Genomic DNA, 20,121 nt, shown 5'->3' with positions numbered 1-20,121 from the left:
TTAGATATCAATCTCACCTTCGGGTGCCTCGGGTGGCGTCTGCGGAGCAACTTCCGGGGGTTCCGGTTTTTTGCGGATTATGATGTCCCCGTTGGGCAGGATTTCAGGCACCTCATAGGCGCTCCAATCCTCAATCTCGGCAGCCAGATCGGCCAAAGCCGGACCCATTTCGGCCATAAAGGACTGCATTGCCGGACCAAATTGGTCGGCTAGCCCTAGCAATTCGTCCAACGCCGGTTCCATTTCCTTTCGCAATCCCTCAAAGAACAATTCAGCCCCCTGATCCATCAGTGATTGGCCGGGCTCGTCCTCGGCAAGAACAGGCGTGCTTAGCGCCGTGGAAATTGCGCAGATCGTGATGAAATGTCTCATAGTGAGAATATAAGGCGAAAACGCCGCGCATGTAAGGTCACAGGTCGATATCCAACGTGACTGGAAAGTGGTCAGAGGCCGTAAGAAGCGCGCCGTGTAACTCCTTTGCGGCCAAACATGCCGGGTCATGGAACGGATGCCAAATCCGCCAGCGCGGGTTGAGCGCCCGCAAACCATCGCTGATCATGATGTAGTCCAGCAGGGCCTCAAGATAACCGCCATCGGCCGGCCGCGCGAAACGGGCCGTTGACGGTGGCGTTTCTGTGTGGGCCGAAACCGCATGGGGATCAAACAATCCCGTTTGCACCAGAATCTCGACCGAGGATCGCCCGAACAGGTTTTCGAATTCGTCCAATCCCGGCCCGTCGTTGAGATCGCCCAACAGAATGACCGGCTCATTCGCCTCAAGATGCGCCCGAACGCGCCGCGACAGCCACACTGCCTGCGCCAGCTGTTTGCGCCGGTTGGCAATCGATATGCGGATCGCTTCGTCCCGGCTACTGGCTCCGTGGGGGGCTTTGGACTTCAGATGCGCGCCAATAAGGCGAAAACTGGCTCCATCGGACGTCGTCACCGCAAGCTCCATCGGCGGTTTTGAGAACTCGACAAGGTCTTCGGTGGCGTCAATGTCGAGATCAATTCGGAACGCCCCATCAAAACGAGGGGCATCATTTGACCCGGTCCCTTTTGGGTCATGACGAACCGTCAGCACCGCAGGATCATAGAGCAGCGCCAGTTCCTGATGCGTATCGTTGGCAAATCCCATCACCGCATGGCTGGTGCGTAGATTAAACGCCTCTGCAAACCCTTGCAGGGCGCGCACGCTGTTCTGAGTTTTGCCGGTATTTGGCGCCTCGACAATCAACATCGCATCCGCGTCGACCGCAGTCAGGACCTTAGCGATGGCTTCGACCTGTTGAGCTTTGGTAATATTTTGCCTGCCAGACCAACTGTCATCAACAATCAGCCTGTCCTTGCGGTCAAACAGATTGGCGAACCATTCGATATTGTAGGTCGCCAGCCGCATCGCGGTCAGGCTCGCGCGCCGTTGATCTCATCCCAGGCGCGGTTGATGTCGATCATCTTTTTCTCCGCCAACCGGATCGCCTCTTCCGGGACACCACGCGCCATCATCGCATCGGGATGGGTTTCGCGTACCAATTGACGCCAAATCTTGCGGATATCTGGCAAAGGCATATCCCGAGGCACCCCCAGCACCGTGTAAGGGTCATTCGGCGCATCCGGTACAAACCGCGCGCGCAGGGCCAGAAACTGAGCTTCGGTCTGACCGAAAATCCGGCTGACCTCCTCCAGGAACTCGTTTTCGTTGGGGTGATAGAACCCGTCGGCCATGGCGATGTGAAACAGCCCCTCCATCAGGTCGCAGAAGGTGGTGCTGTCATCGGCGAACATCCCGGCGATCTTGCGGGCGTATTCCTGATAGCCGGCAACATCGGTCCGGGCCATGTCGAAAACGCGGGCCGCGTCGGCTTCGTCCTCGCGTGCGATTTGAAAGACGTCGCGAAAGGCCGTGACCTCATCCCGCGTTACCTGACCATCGGCCTTGGCCATCTTGGCCCCGAGCGCGATAACAGCGATCGTAAACGCGACCGAACGCTCTGGCGGCGTGCGCAGCTTTTCGAAAACAGCCGTAAGGCTTTCGCCTTGGGCAAGCGCGCTGAGCGCGTCGGATATGCGGGTCCAGATCGACATGAGGGCACCCTACCCTCTGAATTCGCCCGTGTCAGGTGCGACCAATCACTGCGGTGTCAGAATTTTCTGCATCAGCACAAGATCCAGCCGTTTTCCCCATTTGAAGCCCACCTCGGGCATCCGACCGGTCTCGGCGAACCCCATCGCCGTATGGAACGCCATCGCACCAGGATTGGCCGAGGAAATCCCCGCGACCAGAACATGCACCTGTTGGGTTCTTGCTACTTTTTCCAAAGCATTCATCAGCGCGCGCCCGACACCCTGCCCGCGCGCGGCAGAGGTCAGTTGAATGGAATGCTCGCGGCACTGCGCGTATCCGGGACCAGACCGAAACGGAGCGTAAGTGGCAAAACCCAGCACCTTGTCGTGTTGCTCGGCCACCAAGAAAGCGGGGCCACGCCCGGAGATATCTTCTGTGATGCTCTCGACGTTCCTTTGATCCGTTGTGAAGGTGATCAAAGTGTCTCGGATGATCGCATTAGTGATGTCAGCTATGGCCGCGGCGTCCAAAACCTGCGCAGGGCGAATGATCATTCCAGCACGCGCAGGCCATGCGGCGTCTTAAACTCGGCCTTCAGCGCGGCGGGGCCGGTATCAAACACCACGCGATCCATTTGGCCCACCAGTTTTGCCAGTTCCAACCCTTCGGGATGCATGACCACCAACCGCCTCAGCTGACAACCACTATGTTGCAACATCCGGGCTGGGTGCAGGTCTCCCTGCCACTGGATAAGCGCAGGAAACAGGTTGTCGAACGGCAAACGCCCGCTGGGCGGAACTGCCATCTGCCACCGCAGGGCGCCTCGGGCCAGATCAATGGGTTGCCCGACACCATCGGGGAACATATCCAGTGCCGCTCCGATACTGGGGACGCGGCAAATCCAATTGGACAGGCGCGGGGTTCCCTGAAACCGGTCCAGATCGAACCAACGTGTACGTTCAAGGTTGGGAGCATCGGGATCGACAGCGATTGCTTCCAGATACAGCCCTTCGGCCAAGCCTAGTAGCCGGTTATGCGTTCCAAACGCCTCGTGTTTGCCACCTTCCTGCAAGGCGACGCCAAGCGCCTGTTCAATATGGGCCGTGGCCTCTTCCAAATTCTCGCCCGCCACGGCCAGATGATCCAGTTGCATAGGTGCCCCCTGCTAGAAAGTCTTCATCGAAGACTTTCTAGCATAAGATTTTTCGACGAAAAATCTCAGTCTACGCACGGGTCTCGCCGATCAGACTCAAGATGTCTTGCGCCGCCTCGGGGATATTCGTGCCCGGACCAAAGATCGCCTTAACACCGTTGTCATAGAGGAATTGATAGTCCTGCTGCGGGATCACGCCGCCACAAATAACGATGATGTCCTCGGCCCCGGCTTTCTTCAGTTCCTCGATCAGTTGCGGGGCCAGCGTCTTGTGCCCGGCGGCCTGCGACGAGATACCGACCACATGAACGTCATTGTCCACCGCGTCCTGCGCAGCTTCGGCCGGCGTCTGGAACAGAGGGCCCACGTCCACGTCAAACCCGATATCGGCAAAGGCGGTTGCGATCACTTTGGCACCCCGGTCGTGCCCGTCCTGCCCCATCTTGACCACCAGCAAACGCGGGCGGCGGCCTTCGGCCTCGGCAAAATCTTCGATGGATTTTTGAATGGCGGCGAAGCCTTCATCACCTTCATAGGCCGCGCCATAGACACCGGCCAGCGTTTTCACCTCGGCGCGGTGGCGACCGAATTCTTTCTCCATAGCCATACTGATCTCTCCTACGGATGCACGGGCGCGGGCGGCCTCAACGGCGGCGGCCAGCAGGTTTCCGCCCTCTTGGGCAGCTTTGGTCAGGGCGTCCAGCGCCTGTTGGCACGCGGCCTCATCGCGCGTGGCGCGGATATTTTCCAAACGCGCCACCTGCGCTTCGCGCACAGCGACGTTGTCAACGTCCAGAATGTCGATCGGGTCTTCCTGCTCCTTGCGGTACTTGTTGACGCCGACGATGACCTCTTCGCCCCGGTCGATCATCGCCTGACGGCGCGCGGCGCTTTCCTCGATCCGCAGCTTGGGCATGCCCGAGGCAACAGCCTTGGTCATGCCGCCCATCTCTTCGACCTCTTCCATCAGGGCCCAGGCTTTTTCGACCAGCTCATTGGTCAGGCTTTCTATGTAATATGAGCCCGCCAGAGGATCGACCACATCGGTTACACCGGTCTCTTCCTGCAGCACCAACTGTGTGTTGCGCGCGATGCGGGCTGAGAAATCAGTGGGCAACGCGATTGCCTCGTCCAGCGCGTTGGTGTGCAAGCTTTGCGTTCCACCCAGAACCGCGCTCATCGCCTCATAGGCTGTGCGGATCACGTTGTTGTATGGGTCTTGTTCCTGCAGCGAAACGCCAGAGGTCTGACAGTGAGTGCGCAACATCTTGGACCGCTCTGATTTCGCCCCGAAATCGGTCATCACGCGGTGCCACAGGGTGCGGGCAGCGCGCAGTTTTGCGATCTCCATGAAGAAGTTCATACCAATCGCAAAGAAGAACGACAAACGGCCTGCGAACTTGTCGACATCCATCCCGGCTTGCGTCGCCGCACGCACATACTCGCGCCCATCGGCCAGCGTATAGGCCAGCTCTTGCACCAAGTTCGCGCCGGCCTCCTGCATGTGGTAGCCAGAGATCGAAATCGAGTTGAACTTGGGCATCTCGTTCGAGGTGTAGTCGATGATATCCGAGATGATCTTCATCGACGGCTCAGGCGGGTAGATATAGGTGTTGCGCACCATGAACTCTTTCAGAATGTCATTCTGAATGGTGCCGGACAGGACGGATTTGTCATGCCCCTGCTCTTCGCCTGCCACGATGAAACTGGCCAGAATCGGAACCACAGCGCCGTTCATGGTCATCGAGACCGAGACCTTGTCCAACGGGATGCCATCGAACAGGATTTTCATGTCCTCGACAGAATCGATTGCTACACCGGCCTTACCCACATCGCCGACAACACGCGGGTGGTCGCTGTCATAGCCGCGGTGCGTGGCCAGATCGAAGGCCACAGACACGCCCTGCTGCCCGGCGGCCAGATTGCGGCGGTAAAAGGCGTTCGATTCCTCAGCCGTCGAAAACCCGGCATATTGGCGGATCGTCCAGGGGCGCCCCGCATACATCGTGGCCTTCACCCCGCGCGTGAACGGGCCGAACCCCGGCAAATTGCCCATATGCGGCAGATCTGCGGTATCTTCAGCCGTGTAAAGCGGTTTGACGTCGATGCCTTCCAGCGTCTCTTTGGTCAGATCATCCAACGGCCGTCCGCGCAGCTCTTTTTCCGCCAGCGCCTGCCAGTCCTTGGTGTTGGTCATGTCGATTTCCTCTCGTCAATTCGGATCACGGCGGGCTGAGGCCACCGCGGTGTTGTGCTGCACCCTGCCCCGCCAACCCGGTCAAAGCGCGAAATTTTGAGCGATCCGGGCAAATCGCCGGTCGCATTCGTCAAAGCAGCAGCTATATTCAATGGAACAGGAGGCCCCATGACACGCACGCTTGCCCTTGTTTTCTCGGCACTAATCCCGCTGGCTGCGATGGCGGCCGATGGGTCCGCACCTGCGGAAGATGAGTTTGTTCGACCCGCAGGCGACAGCGAACTGTCCGAGTTTCTGTGGGTCAACCGGCCCATCATCGTCTTTGCCGATACCCCCGCCGATCCGCGATTCCAGCAACAGATCGACATGCTGGTCGAAGGCGAAGCCGCGATGCGTGATCGCGATGTGATTGTCATCACCGACACGGACCCGTCTGACCGCTCCCCGATCCGCTCGCAATTGCGCCCGCGCGGATTCCAGATGGTGTTTGTCGACAAGGACGGCGTGGTAAAACTGCGCAAACCGTCCCCTTGGAGCGTGCGTGAGATTGGCCGATCCATCGACAAAACCCCCCTGCGCGAACGCGAGATTCGCGAACGGCGCGAGGGCGGTTGAGCGCCTTCGCCACGCCCCAAGTTCCCGGCGCAGAACGCCGGGACGTCATAGGGATATGACAATAGCACGCTCATGATCATTCGAACTCGATGATCACATCGTCCACGGCAAGGCTGTCACCAGGGCCCGCGTTGATCTTGGCGACCACGCCTTTTTTCTCGGCGCGCAGAATGTTTTCCATCTTCATCGCCTCGACGGTGCACAGCGCCTGACCTTCCTGTACTTCTTGCCCCACTTCGACGTCGATCTTCACGATCAGGCCGGGCATCGGGCAGAGCAGCATTTTCGAAGTATCTGGCGGCAGTTTCTCGGGCATCAACTTGGCCAGTTCCGCCTGACGCGGACGGCGGATATGCACCTTCAGGTCTGCACCCCGGTTGCGGATACGGAACCCACCCGAAATTTTGCCGACCTTCATGACCAGCGACTCTCCGTCGACATCCAAAACAGCCAGTTGGTCGCCCGGTGTCCAATCCGAGGCAATCCGCAGGCTCGTGCCGTCCGAGAAGGCAACCGTCGCGCCCTCTTTATCCGCTTCGATCCTGACGTCGAACTCCTGACCCTGCAGCGCAACATTCCAATGCGCGCCGACCTTGCGCTCGTGGTTGTCCATACGGCCCGAGACGCGGGTGCGACGAATTTCAGTGACACGGTACATGGCCGCGCAAGACGCTGCGATACGGCGCAGGTCTTTTTCTGGCAGGGTGACGCCTTCAAAACCGTCGGGATATTCTTCGGCGATGAAAGCGGTGGTCATGTCGCCACTGATGAATTTGGGATGATCCATCACCGCTGACAGGAATGGCAGGTTGTGACCAATGCCCTCGACCTCGAAACTGTCGAGCGCCACACGCATCGCCTCGATCGCTTGATCACGAGTCGGGGCCCAGGTGCACAGTTTGGCGATCATCGGGTCGTAATACATGCTGATCTCGCCACCTTCATAGACGCCGGTATCGTTGCGGACAGCGGCGGGTCCTTCAGGCGCGTCGCCTTGCCACTTACCATTCACCAACATCGGACCAGCCGCAGTTTCCTGTGGTGGGCGATAGCGGGTCAGACGGCCAATCGACGGCAGGAACCCACGATATGGGTCCTCGGCATAAAGGCGGTTTTCAATCGCCCAGCCGGTCAGGGTCACGTCATCTTGGGTAATCGACAGCTTTTCACCTGCGGCCACGCGGATCATCTGTTCGACCAGATCGACGCCGGTGATCAACTCGGTCACAGGGTGTTCCACCTGAAGGCGGGTGTTCATCTCCAAGAAGTAGAAGTTCTTTTCCCCATCCACGATGAACTCGACGGTTCCGGCGCTGGCATAGTTCACGGCCTTGGCCAGCGCGACAGCTTGTTCACCCATCGCCTTACGCGTTTCCGGGTCAAGGAACGGCGACGGAGCTTCTTCCACAACCTTCTGGTTCCGGCGTTGGATCGAGCATTCACGTTCGCCCAGATAGATACCGTTGCCGTGGCTGTCGCACAGAACCTGAATCTCGATATGGCGCGGCTGGGTCACGAATTTCTCGATGAAAATCCGGTCATCGCCAAAGGAATTCGCAGCCTCGTTCTTGGACGATTGAAACCCCTCGCGCGCTTCTTCATCATTCCACGCGATACGCATCCCCTTGCCACCACCTCCAGCGCTGGCCTTGATCATCACCGGATAGCCGATGTCGTTGGAAATCTTCACGGCCTCATCGGCGTCCTCGATCAGGCCCATATAGCCGGGTACAGTCGACACGCCCGCGTCCTGCGCGATCTTCTTCGAGGTGATCTTGTCACCCATACTTTCAATCGCACCGACCGGAGGGCCGACAAAGGCTACGCCCTCGGCCTCAAGCGCCTCGGCGAACTTGGCGTTTTCAGACAGGAAGCCGTAACCGGGATGCACAGCCTGCGCGCCGCTTTGGCGGATAGCGTCCATCACCTTGTCAATCACGATATAGGACTGGTTCGCGGGGGGCGGGCCGATATGCACGGCCTCATCCGCCATCGACACATGAAGCGCGTTGCGGTCCGCGTCCGAGTAGATGGCGACGGTGCCAATTCCCATTTTGCGCGCGGTCTTGATGACCCGACATGCGATCTCGCCCCGGTTGGCGATCAGGATCTTGTTGAACATGGAACGTCCTTTGTCTTGATGTTTGAGAAACGCAAAACGCCGCCGCGGGGCATAGACCCCACGACGGCGTTTCGCGCGATGACGGTCGAGGCGACACGCGCCCCGTTGATTTCTTTACCTACAGTTGTTTTGCGTTTTGCAATACAATACGTTGCCAGCGGCCCCGACGGCTGCGCCCACGATGGGGTCCGCGTTGAGAACGGCGGCACCCAGCGCCCCCGCGCCGCCGCCGAACAGCGCCTGTTCGCCAAAGTTGTCGCCGCAGGCCGACAGGCCCCCGCAGACGGCCAGCGCCAGTGCCAGTTTCGAGAATTGCATGATGTCTGCCCCTTCAGAATTTTTACTGCATTCGAACGCTGATGTCGGATTTGAGGAGTGATATTCAATAACACCAGGGGAAATTGCAGAATATGCGCAGCTTTTTGCCGTCCTAGAACCGATTCATGGACAAAGAAAAACGCGGGCAGGGTTTTGTGTAACTCACAAGCCTGCCCGCGGTAGGAAGGGGTACGGAATAGTAGGTGCATGTGCGACGCAGGCAAAGTAGAGCCGCACGGCCCGCTTAACATGCACGGTGAAGTTGCACGTGAAAACTGCGATCCACGAGGCACACGGTTTCCGGCTGGAATCTGCCCATTCCCGAAAACGCCGCGCAAATAAGCGCCTATACCGATTCTCACGCCTTCATGAGGAACTGGGCCCAAAAGCGTCACAAATTCGTTACGGTTTACTATCGAAATGAGACACTTTGCAAGTGCAGCATCACTTTTCGCCACCGCAATGTGAACGTCAAAATCCCTTGTATTCCACGTTTTAAATACAGGCTTCACACGCGTGTGAAATCGAGCGTTTTTCGGAGCACTTTTTCTTGAGAAATTTACGCTCTGCAGTCCCGATCTCGTGATTTCCAAGAATTTCGCTGCCGTGGAAGGTTGCGCGTGCACACTCGCACACAAGGAAACATCCAAATGATTACAAAGAGAAAAACGGCATCTCTGCTCGCTGCCACTGCGCTCAGTGTGACCGGCACGCTTGCTTATGCCCAGGATGCGAATACGCAGGCCGAACTGGAGGAACTGCGCCTTCGGATCGAAGCCTTGGAATCTCAGGGACCGAACGCGACCCCCGGTGAATTCAGGATCGGGAATACGACGCTGGACGTCTACGGCTATGTCAAAGCCGACTTCTTTTATGACTTCGACTTTGATCAAGGCGACACCGCTTTCGTGAACGTCATCGGTGAACCTTCGACGGCAACCAGCGGCACTTTTGGTGCGACTGTTCGCCAGTCGCGGATTGGACTGCTGACCAGCACGCCCAGCGCCATTGGAGACATTGGCGGGCAGTTGGAACTTGACCTGTTTGCAGGCGGCGGTGCTGCTGAACTGCGCCTGCGTCACGCCAACATCCGCATTGGTGACGCATGGTTGATTGGCCAGTTCTGGACCAACTTCCAGCCGCTGGACACCTATCCGACCTCGGTCGAATTTAACGGTCCCGTCGGTATCGCCTTTGCACGTGTTCCGCAGATCCGTTATACTGTCACCTCGGTCGAAAACACCGATATCGCTTTCGCAATCGAAGAAAACGTCGGCGGATCGAACTCTGATGATCCGGTCTTCACCGCGTCGGCTGAATACAATGACGGCAAATACATCGGACGCATTGCCGGCCTTTACGGTCGCGCGCAAGACGGCGGCGGCCTCAACGAAGTCGACCAGTGGGGCGTGACCCTGTCTGGTTCTGCTCGTTTGTGGGAAGGCGGTCTGTTCCAGGTCAACTACGTGACTGGTCAGGCGCTGGGTCCGTGGCTGATCGGCTTGGGTGATCCGGTCGTTGGCGGTGAAGCCAACGATGTCGACGGTTTCACCGTTGAACTGCGTCAGCAAGTCAACGACAAGTGGAATGTTGGTATCGCCTACGGTTACGAAGACTATGACCTTGCCACCTCGACTGGCGATCTGGCCTTCACCGAACTGGAGACGATCCACGTCAATGCTTTCTATCAGGCAACCGAGACTCTGACTCTGAGCGCTGAATACATCTACGGCGAGCGGAACGACGTAATCTCGGGTGAGGACTTTGACGGTAGCCGCGTTCAGGTTGCGGCGCAGTTGAACTTCTGATCGCATATCACGACCCTGCCCCCCACTGCGGGGCAGGGTTTTCCCATTGGGAAACACCCGTGAAGGATATGCGACCTCAGCAAGCACGCTTAGCGCAGTCCGTCAAAGATGTCGGGAAAGGACATCTTGGCCACATCCAGATCAATCACCAAAAGCGCATCATAGCTGGCAGGATCAAACGGGTCCTCGGCCGGAACGACCTCGCGTTCGAACAACCAGCTCAGGCGGCCGGCATCCAGATTGCCACGCTCAAATGGTTGATCCCCGAAGTGCTGCCATAGCGCCTCCATAAAACCCGCATCGGCGCGCCGGTCGGCTGGTTTACGATCCCGAAAGCGCTCGCGCCGGGTCAGGGGCGTTACCCCCTTGGGGTTGGCGCGGCGAATGGTGAATTGAAAATCTGTTCCGGCAAGGCGCCCCGGAAATCCGCGATGCTTCAGCATATCGCCACCCCGCTGGCATTAGTGCCTTCCGGGAAAAGAAAATCACATCCGTTGATGGACGAGGTCATATCGCACGCCTCCAAAGCTGCATGGCTGGTCAGAAACGCTCTGTCCGTCTGAAAATCAGCATTCATGGTCAGAGCCCCTCCCAGATACACTGCGATTGCTCCAACCGGTAGGCTTCGAAAAACTGCGTGGCATCGGGCTCGGTCTGCCCAAACTCGGTCGGCCGGTCCGACAGCGAAATCACCACGCGCGCAGGATTCAAATCGTATTCGGCGACATAGGCGACAGCCAGCGTTTGGCACAGATGTTGCATGTCCACCGAGGCGACGTCATACCCAATACGACCAACATCTGATCCGATCTTGGGCGCCACAAAGCGAAAGCGCAGCCACAGTTCGCCCGGATTTTCATCCAACAGAACTTGAGTCAGATGAACGGGTTGACCGGACGGCACGGGCAGCTGAGGGGGCGTTTCAGCAACCGCAGGCAAAGAAATATTTAGGAAAATCAGAGTTAAGGCGCAATCCCGGACCCACCAAAGGTGAGCTCCTCTCTCCGGGATTGCGCGCGCATGGCTTTTGGCCCGCGCTTTTCTATTTCTGATAAGGGTATCCATGTATCAGCTTTGCACTCAGAGTCAAACTTGGCCAATTGTAAAAGTTATGTGACATTGGCCGGCAGCGCGTGAATTTCGGCGATTCATCGCGCATACCGAAACCAGCCCTCTGTTACAGAGGGATATTGTCGTGCTTTTTCCATGGGTTCTTAAGCTTCTTGTTCCGCAGGCTTGCGAAGGCGCGCGAAACACGACGTCGCGTCGATTGCGGCATGATCACCTCGTCGATGAAGCCCCGCTCGGCTGCGACAAAGGGATTGGCGAAACGATCTTCGTAATCCTGCGTGTGTTGCGCGATTTTCTCGGCATCACCCAGATCGGCGCGGTGAATGATCTCGGTCGCGCCCTTGGCACCCATCACCGCGATCTCGGCTGTGGGCCAAGCATAGTTGAAGTCGCCGCGCAGGTGTTTGGATGCCATAACGTCATAGGCCCCGCCATAGGCTTTGCGGGTAATCACCGTGACTTTTGGAACGGTGGCCTCGCCATAGGCAAACAACAGCTTAGCACCGTGCTTAATCACGCCACCATATTCCTGGCTGGTACCCGGCAAGAAGCCCGGAACATCGACCAGTGTCAGGATCGGAATTTCAAAGCAATCGCAGAACCGCACGAACCGCGCCGCCTTGCGCGAGCTGTCGATGTCCAGACACCCGGCCAGAACCATCGGCTGGTTGGCGACTACACCTACGGTCTGCCCTTCGAGGCGAATGAAACCGGTGATGATGTTTTTGGCGTAGTCTTCCTGAATTTCGTAGAAGTCGCCCTCATCCGCCACCTTGGTGATCAGTTCCTTCATGTCGTAAGGCGTGTTCGGATTGTCCGGGATCAAGGTATCCAGCGAGGTCTCGATCCGGTCGGGTTCATCAAAGAACGGGCGGACCGGAGGTTTCTCCTGGTTGTTGAGCGGCAGGAAATCGACCAGACGGCGCACTTCGGCCAGCGCCTCAACGTCGTTTTCAAATGCTCCATCAGCGACCGAGGATTTCTTGGTGTGGGTCGATGCGCCGCCCAGTTCTTCGGCGGTAACGACCTCATTGGTGACAGTCTTCACCACGTCAGGGCCAGTTACGAACATGTAGGACGTGTCTTTGACCATAAAGATGAAGTCGGTCATCGCCGGGCTGTACACTGCGCCGCCCGCGCACGGACCCATGATGACACTGATCTGCGGCACCACACCCGAAGCCAAAACATTGCGCTGGAACACCTCGGCATAACCCGCCAACGAGGCGACACCTTCCTGAATACGCGCCCCACCCGAGTCGTTGATCCCGATCACCGGTGCACCGTTTTGAATCGCCATATCCATGATCTTGCAGATCTTCTGCGCATGGGTTTCAGACAAAGACCCGCCAAACACGGTAAAATCCTGGCTGAACACATAGACCATACGACCATTGATCGTGCCCCAACCGGTGACCACCCCATCGCCCGCAGGCTTTTGGTTTTCCATCCCGAAATCGGTGCAGCGATGACTGACAAACATGTCGAACTCTTCAAAGCTGTCTTCGTCGAGCAGCAGCTCTATGCGCTCGCGCGCCGTCAGCTTACCGCGCCCATGCTGCGCGTCGATCCGCTTTTGACCACCCCCCAAGCGGGCATTGTTGCGGCGGTCTTCAAGCTCGGTCAGGATGTCTTTCATGACGATAATCCCCTATGTAATTTGGCGGGACACTATACGGACAAAGCGCCATTCCAAAGCAACTTTCGGCAAATTTGCAAAGTTTTGACTACACAGCTAAAGAATAATGCAAAATTGAAAAGTTACATACTCATGTCAAATGGTAGGTGGCATTCCCGAAATCCCAGATTATACCATTGAACCATGCAGTTCGGACCACCTCCCGCACGGCGTTCGCCTCCGTCTATCGCCACGCTGGTACTTTTATCGGGCCTGTCGGCGCTCAGCCTGAATCTTTATTTGCCCAGCCTGCCCAACATGGCCGTGCATTTCCAAACCGACTACAGGGTTATGCAGTTGTCCATCGCGCTGTACCTGATGGTCAGTGCGATCTTGCAGATTCTCATAGGCCCGATTGCGGACAAGGCCGGTCGCAGACCCGTTTTGCTGTGGGGCATGGCCCTGTTCCTGATCGTAACACTTGGCTGCATCTACGCGCCTAATGCCGAGGTCTTTCTGGCTTTTCGCATGTCGCAGGCGATTATTGTCGTAGGTATGGTCCTCAGCCGGGCAGCTGTGAGAGACCTGTATGATCAGGATCAGGCGGCGTCGATGATCGGCTATGTAACCATGGGCATGGCCGTCGTTCCGATGATCGCCCCGGCAATCGGAGGGCTGTTGGAGGAATCCTTCGGCTGGAAGGCAAATTTCTGGCTGCCTTTCGTATTAGGCACTCTGACACTGATCCTGTGTTTCAAGGATTTCGGTGAAACCTCGGCCAAAAGCGGCAAGACGCTGCTGCAACAGTTCCGCGAATACCCCGAACTCCTCACCTCGCCCCGCTTCTGGGGCTATTCGATGTCGTCCGCCCTGTCATCCGGCGCATTTTTTGCCTATCTCGGCGGCGCACCTTTCATCGGAACCGAGATCTTCGGCATGTCCGCAGCCGAGGTCGGCGTTTATTTCGGTGCACCCGCTCTGGGCTATTTTGCCGGGAACTTCATCAGCGGACGGTTTTCCGTCAAATTCGGTGTGAACCGGATGGTCCTGCGCGGCTGCATTCTGAACGCGTGCGGCGTGCTGATTTCCGCACTGTTGTTCCTGATTGGACTTGGGACACCGCTCAGCTTTTTCGGCTTGATGACGATTGTGGGCATCGGAAATGGCATGACAATTCCCAATGCAACATCCGGCGCCCTGTCGGTGCGCCCGCATCTGGCGGCAACGGCGGCGGGTCTAAGCGGTGCCATCATGCTGGCAGGCGGAGCTGGTCTGAGTGCACTGGCCGGGTTCCTGCTAACCCATGAAACAGGAGCGATGCCGTTGCTTTGGCTGATGCTGATTACCGCTCTGCTTGCCGTAGGCGCGATAGTCTCGGTAATTCGGCGGGAAAGACGGCTGGGTCTATAGCGGTACTTGCACAGTTATTTTTGCAAAGTTAGCTTGCCGCAACAGAAAAGTTGCAAAGGCCCGCCATGGCGACCCAGAAACTCTATGCCGGTGCGAAACTGCGCGAAATGCGCACGCGCCTGACCCTGACGCAAAAAGAATTCGCTGCCAAACTTGGGGTTTCCCTGCCCTATTTGAACCAGATGGAGAACAACAACCGTCCGATTTCCACCACCGTGGTTCTGGCCTTAGCGCAGGAATTCGGCATGGACGTGACCGAGCTTAGCACTGGTGACAGCGAACGGTTGGTGTCGGATATGCGCGAGGCCCTGGCCGACCCCGTCTTTGATGATGCCACGCCACCTCTTGCCGATCTGCGGCTGGCGGCCTCAAACGCACCGGCATTGGCCCGCGCCTTCATCGCATTGCATCAAACCTACCGCCAAACGCATGAACGGCTGGCCTCACTGGACGAAGCGCTGGGGCGCGAAGACGCGCAGATTCAAGCCAGCCCCTGGGAGGAGGTTCGGGATTTCTTCCATTATTGCGACAACTATATCGACGCTGTCGACCGCGCGGCCGAGCGATTCGCAACCCGCGCACAAGACACTGGCGGCGTGCGTGCCGCCGCGATCAACAGCTTGGCCGAGCGTGACATACGCGTTCAGTTTTCCGATATCGAAGAAACGCGCAAATATGACGCTGACAGCAAAACGCTTCTGCTGTCCTCCCGCATTGCGCCGCAAACGCAGGTTTTCCAACTCTTGCTGCAAGTAGCGCTGATTCAGCAAAACAAGCTGCTCGAGGCCACACTGGACTTCGCCAAGTTCCAGACGGAAGAGGCCCGCGCAATCGCGAAAATCGGTCTGGCGAACTATTTCGCGGGTGCGTCGCTAATGCCCTATGGCACATTTTTGGAGGCGGCGCAGGACTGTCGTCACGATCTCGAGCTGCTCAGCAACCGGTTTGGGGCGTCGATTGAACAGGTAGCGCACCGATTGTCTACCATGCAGCGGCCCGGTGCCAAAGGTATCCCTTTCTTCTTTGTCCGCGTCGATCAAGCGGGCACCATCACCAAGCGCCATTCTGCGACGCGGCTGCAATTTGCCCGGTTCGGAGGCGCCTGCCCCCTGTGGAACGTCCACCGCGCGTTCGAAACACCGGGCCATTTCCTGCGCCAACTGGCGGAGACACCAGACGGGGTTCAATATATCTCGCTGGCGCGGGATGTCTCGAAATCCGGCGGCTCATTCGGGGCCCCCGTACGTCGTTATGCCATCGCTTTGGGTTGCGAAATCCGTCACGCTGAAGCGTTGGTCTACGCCGACAATCTCGATATCAACAATGCCAGCGCTTACGAGCCTATCGGCATCTCGTGCCGAATCTGCGAGCGGCAAAACTGCCACCAACGCTCAGTCCCGCCTCTGGAAAGACGCCTCACGATTGACGCGCACACACGCGGCACCCTCCCCTACGAAGTGACCTGACCTTCTTCTGTTCAGAATACCTCGGGGGAGTCGCCGAAGGCGACGGGGGCAGAGCCCCCGCCCCCGATGTTCAACCCTTGGATAAGATCGACCAGATCTCGTCCTTCAGCGCCGCACGCTTCTTGCGCAGCTCGCCCTCAGCCAGATCTTCCATCGGCTCGACATTGGTTTCAGCGCGATGAACAACACGGTTGATTTCATGATACTCATCCGCCAACCGCGCAAAATGCGCGTCTGATTGCTTGAGCTGGCTCATCAATTCAACTTTGTCCGGAAATTCTTCGGCCAGTTCATGCGGGGTGTGGGACATTCCTGTTCGCTCCTAGAATATATCGTTGCGAGTCAAGTCTATAGATGTCTTCCACAACCCGCTTTGACGCGGATCAAATCACCGTTGCGCGGTAGCCCATTGCGGATGTATCCACGGGCGATCATTGGCCTTGGGCAAGGCGTCTTTCCCCAGCAGATGGTCCGACATCTTCTCGCCCACCATGATCGAAGGTGCATTGAGGTTGCCATTGGTAATCTGCGGAAAGATCGAGCTGTCGGCGACGCGCAACCCGCCCACACCAATCACGCGCCCTTCAGGGTCCACGACAGCGTGTTTGTCCTCCGCCCGCCCCATCCGACAGGTACCACACGGGTGATAGGCGCTTTCGGCATGTTCGGCGATGAAGCCATTCAATTCCTCGTCGCTCTGCACATCGACCCCCGGCTGGATTTCCTTACCTGCAAACGGTTTGAACGCCTCCTGACCGAAAATCTCACGGGTCAGGCGGATACAGGTGCGAAAATCGTCCCAGTCTTCCTCGTGGCTCATATAGTTAAAGCGGATCACCGGTGCATCTTCGGCCCTATTCGACCGCAGAGTCACAGCCCCGCGTGACGGAGACCGCATCGGCCCCACATGCGCCTGAAACCCATGTCCCTCGGCCGCCGCCTGCCCGTCATAACGGACAGCAATCGGCAGGAAATGGTACTGAATATCCGGATATTCGACACCTGGCTTTGATCGGATGAAAGCCGCGCTTTCAAACTGGTTCGACGCCCCCAGCCCGGTTTTCGTGAACAGCCACTGCGCCCCGATCAATCCCTTACTGATTAGGTTCCAATGTTTGTACAGCGTGATCGGTTGCAAGGACGCCTGCTGGATATACAGTTCCAGATGATCCTGCAGGTTCGCGCCAACGCCGGGCCGGTCCGCAACCACTTCGATCCCATGTTCTGCTAAATGCGCCGCCGGGCCAATCCCAGACAGCATCAACAACTTGGGTGAGTTGATTGACGACGCGGCTAAAACCACTTCACGCCGCGCACGGATGATCTCGGTCTTGCCGCCACTGATCAACTCAACACCAATCGCACGCCCGTCTTCGATGACAACGCGCGCGGCAAGCCCCCGCACGATATCGCAATTCTCACGCTTGAGCGCGGGCCTCAGATACGCATTCGCCGCCGACCAGCGCCGTCCTTTCCAGACAGTCTGTTCCATCGGGCCAAAGCCTTCCTGCTTTTCGCCGTTGTAGTCACCTGTGATCTCGTAGCCCGCCTGTTGCCCAGCATCGACAAAAGCTTTGAACAGCGGATTTTCCCGAGGCCCCCGTGACACATGCAGTGGACCATCTGTGCCGCGCCACGCAGTGTCACCACCGTGTCCGCCATCGTGCCAGGATTCCATCCGTTTGTAATAGGGCAGCACATCCGCATAGGACCATCCATCCGCCCCCATCTCGGCCCAGGTATCAAAGTCCCGCGCGTGGCCTCGCACATAGACCATGCCGTTGATCGAGGAAGACCCTCCGATCACCTTGCCGCGCGGACAGGCCAAACGACGATTGTTCAAATGCGGCTCAGGCTCGGACTGATAGCCCCAGTCGTAGCGCGACATATTCATCGGATAGCTCAGCGCAGCCGGCATCTGGATGAACGGTCCAGCATCCGTTCCGCCATGCTCGATCACCAGAACCGAGGCCCCTGCCTCGCTTAGCCGGTATGCCATCGCGCAGCCTGCGGAACCTGCGCCGACGATGACGAAATCTGCTTCCATTTTCGGGTCTCCGTTTCCCACCGGTGCACCAAGATTTTCCATCGAAAAACCTTGGCCGAACCGAAGGGGGTATTACTAAATCAGTCTGTTATTCTCCGCGGGGAAAGCGTTGGCTTTCCTCGACGACATTCAGGTCCATGTGGTTGCGCATGTAACGCTCGGATGCCTTTTGCAGGGGCTGATAATCCCAAGGGTAGTACCCCCCCTGCCGCAGCGCCTCATACACCACCCATCTGCGGGCTTGACTGGCACGTACATCTTCGTCGAACCGGTTTAGATCCCAACGCGCCTCGGACTTGGCACGCAGGGTTTGCAAGGTGCCTGCATGTTCAGGTTTTTCGGCGAGATTTTCCAACTCATGCGGATCGGCCTCAAGGTCGAACAACTGGTCGAGGTCCAACGCGCAACGGTTGTATTTCCACTTGCCATACCGCAGCGAAACCAGCGGCGCGTATGACGCCTCGGCCGCATATTCCATCGCCACGGGCGCAGTCCGCTCGGCGCCTTTAGCCAGCGGCACGAGGTCTTCGCCATCGGTCCATGGTGCGATTTCGGCCATGTCGACACCTGCAAGCGCGCCAAGCGTCGGCGTGACGTCGATGGTCGAGACCGGCGTCTCAATTCGACCCGCTGGTAAATCGGGCGAAGAGATCATCAGCGGCACCCGCGACGAGCCCTCGAAGAAGGTCATCTTGAACCACAGGCCCCGCTCACCCAGCATGTCGCCGTGGTCCGAGACAAACAGGATCGTTGCCTCTTGCCGCGTGGTTTCCAACACTTCGAGGATTTCGCCGATCTTATCGTCCAGATACGAGATATTGGCGAAATAGGCCCGGCGGGACTTGCGGATATCGTCCTCAGAGATGTCAAAGCTACGCCAGTCATTCGCGTCGAAAATCCGTTTGGAATGCGCGTCCTGATTGTCATAGCCAAGGTCCGAAACTTCGGGCAGCAGATGCTCGCAATCCTCGTACAGATCCCAATATTTCCGACGCGCCACGTAGGGATCATGCGGGTGGGTAAAGCTGACGGTCACGCACCATGGGCGATCGTCCTTGCCGCGCGCCAGATCATAGAGCTTGGCCTTGGCGTTATATGCGACCTCGTCGTCATATTCCATCTGGTTGGAAATCTCGGCCACGCCAGCACCCGTCACCGAACCCATGTTGTGATACCACCAGTCGATCCGCTCGCCCGGTTTGCGATAATCGGGCGTCCAGCCGAAATCTGCGGGGTAGATGTCAGTGGTCAAGCGGTCCTCGAACCCGTGCAATTGATCGGGGCCGACGAAATGCATCTTGCCTGACAAGCAGGTATAGTACCCAGCCCGGCGCAAGTGGTGCGCATAGGTAGGGATGTCGCTGCGGAACTCGGCCGCGTTGTCATAGACGCCGGTGCGCGAAGGCAACTGCCCGGACATGAAACTGGCCCGGCCAGGCGCACACAAAGGTGAGGCTGTGTAGGCATTGGCAAACCGCGTGGACCGGGCGGCCAGTTTTTTCAGGTTCGGTGCATGCAGCCAATCTGCGGGACCATCCGGAAAAAGGGTCCCGTTCAACTGATCCACCATCAGGATCAGAATGTTGGGTTGTATCATTTTTCAGCCTCAAGAAACGTGTCGAGCACGCGCATTGCGTGGTTAACTGCCAGTTCCGGTTCCTCCGGGGCGTTCAGAGCGGCGTGGATATAAAGGCCGTCAATCAGCGCCACCATGTCATCCGCGACCTCGACAGGGTCCGACAGTAATGGGCGCAGCGCGTGGATCAGATTAGAACGGATGCGCGCCTGGTATATTTTCCAAAGGCGCAGGGCCTCCTCGTTGGTTTGTGCCAGCACATAAAAGGTCATCCATGCAGCGATCACATCGGGCGTAAAGCACGAGGGCGCAAAGCAGGACCGGATAATCGCCTGCGGGCGTTCATCAGGTGCGGCGGAGCTCAGCTCTTGTCGGGCCTCAGCCCCGAAGTCGGACAGGATACGGCGCATGGCCGCCAGGAAAATCTGATCCTTGCCCCCGAAATAATGATGCGCCAGTGCGCTGGACATACCGGCTCGCTTGGCAATCTGACTCACAGTGACGTCGAGGGATTTCTTTGCGCCAAGCTCGGCAATCGTCGCCTTGACGATCGCATCCCGACGGATCGGCTCCATTCCGAGTTTTGGCATCTCTCCCCCTTTCACTGCGCAGGATGGAAAAACGCTAGGGTGTTTTTATTGACTCGTCAATCAAT

General features: G+C 57.9%; 19 protein-coding genes. 4 read left to right on the top strand and 15 right to left on the bottom strand.

Annotated features, from left to right (window positions below; genetic code table 11):
* The 6 genes from AC2FJ6_RS06715 to scpA form a co-directional block, all read right to left on the bottom strand.
* Nucleotides 1–372 carry a hypothetical protein gene (locus AC2FJ6_RS06715; protein WP_170769160.1) on the bottom strand — a complete coding sequence of 124 codons (372 nt, stop codon included), beginning with the start codon at nucleotides 370–372 and terminating at the stop codon, nucleotides 1–3.
* Between the two features lie 37 nt (nucleotides 373–409).
* On the bottom strand, nucleotides 410–1,399 hold the full coding sequence (locus AC2FJ6_RS06710; protein ID WP_170769159.1) for an endonuclease/exonuclease/phosphatase family protein: 990 nt from the start codon (nucleotides 1,397–1,399) through the stop codon (nucleotides 410–412).
* Between the two features lie 5 nt (nucleotides 1,400–1,404).
* A complete protein-coding gene (locus tag AC2FJ6_RS06705) occupies nucleotides 1,405–2,085 on the bottom strand; it encodes a molecular chaperone DjiA (RefSeq protein ID WP_170769158.1) in 681 nt (226 codons plus the stop codon).
* A 45-nt stretch (nucleotides 2,086–2,130) separates the two neighbouring features.
* Nucleotides 2,131–2,619 (bottom strand): GNAT family N-acetyltransferase, encoded by a 489-nt coding sequence (locus AC2FJ6_RS06700; RefSeq protein ID WP_170769157.1) that lies wholly within the window; start codon nucleotides 2,617–2,619, stop codon nucleotides 2,131–2,133.
* The gene (locus AC2FJ6_RS06695; protein WP_170769156.1) at nucleotides 2,616–3,218 is read right to left on the bottom strand and encodes a VOC family protein; all 603 of its coding nucleotides are present in this window, start codon (nucleotides 3,216–3,218) and stop codon (nucleotides 2,616–2,618) included. The genes AC2FJ6_RS06700 and AC2FJ6_RS06695 overlap by 4 nt, the downstream gene beginning before the upstream one ends.
* Before the next feature lie 70 nt (nucleotides 3,219–3,288).
* The gene (scpA, locus tag AC2FJ6_RS06690; RefSeq protein WP_496668695.1) at nucleotides 3,289–5,415 is read right to left on the bottom strand and encodes a methylmalonyl-CoA mutase; all 2,127 of its coding nucleotides are present in this window, start codon (nucleotides 5,413–5,415) and stop codon (nucleotides 3,289–3,291) included.
* A gap of 168 nt (nucleotides 5,416–5,583) precedes the next feature.
* On the opposite strand from scpA, the gene AC2FJ6_RS06685 reads away from it, so the two are divergent.
* Nucleotides 5,584–6,030, top strand: a complete 447-nt coding sequence (locus AC2FJ6_RS06685; RefSeq protein WP_170769154.1) for a DUF4174 domain-containing protein — start codon at nucleotides 5,584–5,586, stop codon at nucleotides 6,028–6,030.
* A gap of 76 nt (nucleotides 6,031–6,106) precedes the next feature.
* Here AC2FJ6_RS06685 and AC2FJ6_RS06680 read toward each other — a convergent pair whose 3' ends face one another.
* Together AC2FJ6_RS06680 and AC2FJ6_RS06675 are read right to left on the bottom strand one after the other, a co-directional pair.
* Nucleotides 6,107–8,152, bottom strand: a complete 2,046-nt coding sequence (locus tag AC2FJ6_RS06680) for an acetyl-CoA carboxylase biotin carboxylase subunit (protein ID WP_496668693.1) — start codon at nucleotides 8,150–8,152, stop codon at nucleotides 6,107–6,109.
* Nucleotides 8,153–8,266: 114 nt separating this feature from the next.
* Nucleotides 8,267–8,470, bottom strand: a complete 204-nt coding sequence (locus tag AC2FJ6_RS06675; RefSeq protein WP_170769152.1) for a hypothetical protein — start codon at nucleotides 8,468–8,470, stop codon at nucleotides 8,267–8,269.
* A gap of 650 nt (nucleotides 8,471–9,120) precedes the next feature.
* On the opposite strand from AC2FJ6_RS06675, the gene AC2FJ6_RS06670 reads away from it, so the two are divergent.
* Nucleotides 9,121–10,278, top strand: coding sequence for a DcaP family trimeric outer membrane transporter (locus tag AC2FJ6_RS06670; RefSeq protein WP_170769151.1), 1,158 nt, complete (start codon nucleotides 9,121–9,123; stop codon nucleotides 10,276–10,278).
* A gap of 89 nt (nucleotides 10,279–10,367) precedes the next feature.
* Here the strand turns inward: AC2FJ6_RS06670 and AC2FJ6_RS06665 are convergent, their stop codons facing one another.
* The 3 genes from AC2FJ6_RS06665 to AC2FJ6_RS06655 form a co-directional block, all read right to left on the bottom strand.
* Complete coding sequence (locus AC2FJ6_RS06665) at nucleotides 10,368–10,721, bottom strand: hypothetical protein (RefSeq protein ID WP_170769150.1); 354 nt, start codon at nucleotides 10,719–10,721, stop codon at nucleotides 10,368–10,370.
* A 136-nt stretch (nucleotides 10,722–10,857) separates the two neighbouring features.
* Nucleotides 10,858–11,217 carry a DUF6497 family protein gene (locus AC2FJ6_RS06660; protein WP_174819314.1) on the bottom strand — a complete coding sequence of 120 codons (360 nt, stop codon included), beginning with the start codon at nucleotides 11,215–11,217 and terminating at the stop codon, nucleotides 10,858–10,860.
* A 238-nt stretch (nucleotides 11,218–11,455) separates the two neighbouring features.
* The gene (locus tag AC2FJ6_RS06655; protein WP_170769149.1) at nucleotides 11,456–12,988 is read right to left on the bottom strand and encodes an acyl-CoA carboxylase subunit beta; all 1,533 of its coding nucleotides are present in this window, start codon (nucleotides 12,986–12,988) and stop codon (nucleotides 11,456–11,458) included.
* A 183-nt stretch (nucleotides 12,989–13,171) separates the two neighbouring features.
* Between AC2FJ6_RS06655 and AC2FJ6_RS06650 the strand changes: the two genes are divergently transcribed.
* Both AC2FJ6_RS06650 and AC2FJ6_RS06645 read left to right on the top strand, forming a co-directional pair.
* Nucleotides 13,172–14,377: a multidrug effflux MFS transporter gene (locus AC2FJ6_RS06650; RefSeq protein WP_170769148.1), complete on the top strand. Its 1,206-nt coding sequence runs from the start codon at nucleotides 13,172–13,174 to the stop codon at nucleotides 14,375–14,377.
* Nucleotides 14,378–14,442: 65 nt separating this feature from the next.
* Complete coding sequence (locus tag AC2FJ6_RS06645; RefSeq protein ID WP_170769147.1) at nucleotides 14,443–15,843, top strand: helix-turn-helix domain-containing protein; 1,401 nt, start codon at nucleotides 14,443–14,445, stop codon at nucleotides 15,841–15,843.
* A gap of 70 nt (nucleotides 15,844–15,913) precedes the next feature.
* On the opposite strand, the gene AC2FJ6_RS06640 is transcribed toward AC2FJ6_RS06645, so the two are convergent.
* The 4 genes from AC2FJ6_RS06640 to betI form a co-directional block, all read right to left on the bottom strand.
* Nucleotides 15,914–16,153, bottom strand: a complete 240-nt coding sequence (locus tag AC2FJ6_RS06640) for an HP1242/YdcH family protein (RefSeq protein ID WP_170769146.1) — start codon at nucleotides 16,151–16,153, stop codon at nucleotides 15,914–15,916.
* Nucleotides 16,154–16,231: 78 nt separating this feature from the next.
* Complete coding sequence (gene betA, locus AC2FJ6_RS06635; protein ID WP_170769145.1) at nucleotides 16,232–17,890, bottom strand: choline dehydrogenase; 1,659 nt, start codon at nucleotides 17,888–17,890, stop codon at nucleotides 16,232–16,234.
* A gap of 88 nt (nucleotides 17,891–17,978) precedes the next feature.
* The gene (gene betC / locus AC2FJ6_RS06630) at nucleotides 17,979–19,487 is read right to left on the bottom strand and encodes a choline-sulfatase (protein WP_496668691.1); all 1,509 of its coding nucleotides are present in this window, start codon (nucleotides 19,485–19,487) and stop codon (nucleotides 17,979–17,981) included.
* On the bottom strand, nucleotides 19,484–20,056 hold the full coding sequence (betI, locus tag AC2FJ6_RS06625; RefSeq protein WP_170769143.1) for a choline-binding transcriptional repressor BetI: 573 nt from the start codon (nucleotides 20,054–20,056) through the stop codon (nucleotides 19,484–19,486). The genes betC and betI overlap by 4 nt, the downstream gene beginning before the upstream one ends.
* Between the last annotated feature and the right edge of the window lie 65 nt (nucleotides 20,057–20,121).

Source organism: Ruegeria sp. CDSA089 (genome assembly GCF_059612205.1).
The sequence above is the reverse complement of the archived record's forward strand: the minus strand, read 5'-3'. Positions and strand labels throughout refer to the sequence as shown.

Coding starts and splice junctions, on each gene's coding strand:
- AC2FJ6_RS06715 (WP_170769160.1), bottom strand. CDS start 372: ATGAGACATTTCATCACGATCTGCGCAATTTCCACGGCGCTAAGCACG.
- AC2FJ6_RS06710 (WP_170769159.1), bottom strand. CDS start 1,399: ATGCGGCTGGCGACCTACAATATCGAATGGTTCGCCAATCTGTTTGAC.
- AC2FJ6_RS06705 (WP_170769158.1), bottom strand. CDS start 2,085: ATGTCGATCTGGACCCGCATATCCGACGCGCTCAGCGCGCTTGCCCAA.
- AC2FJ6_RS06700 (WP_170769157.1), bottom strand. CDS start 2,619: ATGATCATTCGCCCTGCGCAGGTTTTGGACGCCGCGGCCATAGCTGAC.
- AC2FJ6_RS06695 (WP_170769156.1), bottom strand. CDS start 3,218: ATGCAACTGGATCATCTGGCCGTGGCGGGCGAGAATTTGGAAGAGGCC.
- scpA (WP_496668695.1), bottom strand. CDS start 5,415: ATGACCAACACCAAGGACTGGCAGGCGCTGGCGGAAAAAGAGCTGCGC.
- AC2FJ6_RS06685 (WP_170769154.1), top strand. CDS start 5,584: ATGACACGCACGCTTGCCCTTGTTTTCTCGGCACTAATCCCGCTGGCT.
- AC2FJ6_RS06680 (WP_496668693.1), bottom strand. CDS start 8,152: ATGTTCAACAAGATCCTGATCGCCAACCGGGGCGAGATCGCATGTCGG.
- AC2FJ6_RS06675 (WP_170769152.1), bottom strand. CDS start 8,470: ATGCAATTCTCGAAACTGGCACTGGCGCTGGCCGTCTGCGGGGGCCTG.
- AC2FJ6_RS06670 (WP_170769151.1), top strand. CDS start 9,121: ATGATTACAAAGAGAAAAACGGCATCTCTGCTCGCTGCCACTGCGCTC.
- AC2FJ6_RS06665 (WP_170769150.1), bottom strand. CDS start 10,721: ATGCTGAAGCATCGCGGATTTCCGGGGCGCCTTGCCGGAACAGATTTT.
- AC2FJ6_RS06655 (WP_170769149.1), bottom strand. CDS start 12,988: ATGAAAGACATCCTGACCGAGCTTGAAGACCGCCGCAACAATGCCCGC.
- AC2FJ6_RS06650 (WP_170769148.1), top strand. CDS start 13,172: ATGCAGTTCGGACCACCTCCCGCACGGCGTTCGCCTCCGTCTATCGCC.
- AC2FJ6_RS06645 (WP_170769147.1), top strand. CDS start 14,443: ATGGCGACCCAGAAACTCTATGCCGGTGCGAAACTGCGCGAAATGCGC.
- AC2FJ6_RS06640 (WP_170769146.1), bottom strand. CDS start 16,153: ATGTCCCACACCCCGCATGAACTGGCCGAAGAATTTCCGGACAAAGTT.
- betA (WP_170769145.1), bottom strand. CDS start 17,890: ATGGAAGCAGATTTCGTCATCGTCGGCGCAGGTTCCGCAGGCTGCGCG.
- betC (WP_496668691.1), bottom strand. CDS start 19,487: ATGATACAACCCAACATTCTGATCCTGATGGTGGATCAGTTGAACGGG.
- betI (WP_170769143.1), bottom strand. CDS start 20,056: ATGCCAAAACTCGGAATGGAGCCGATCCGTCGGGATGCGATCGTCAAG.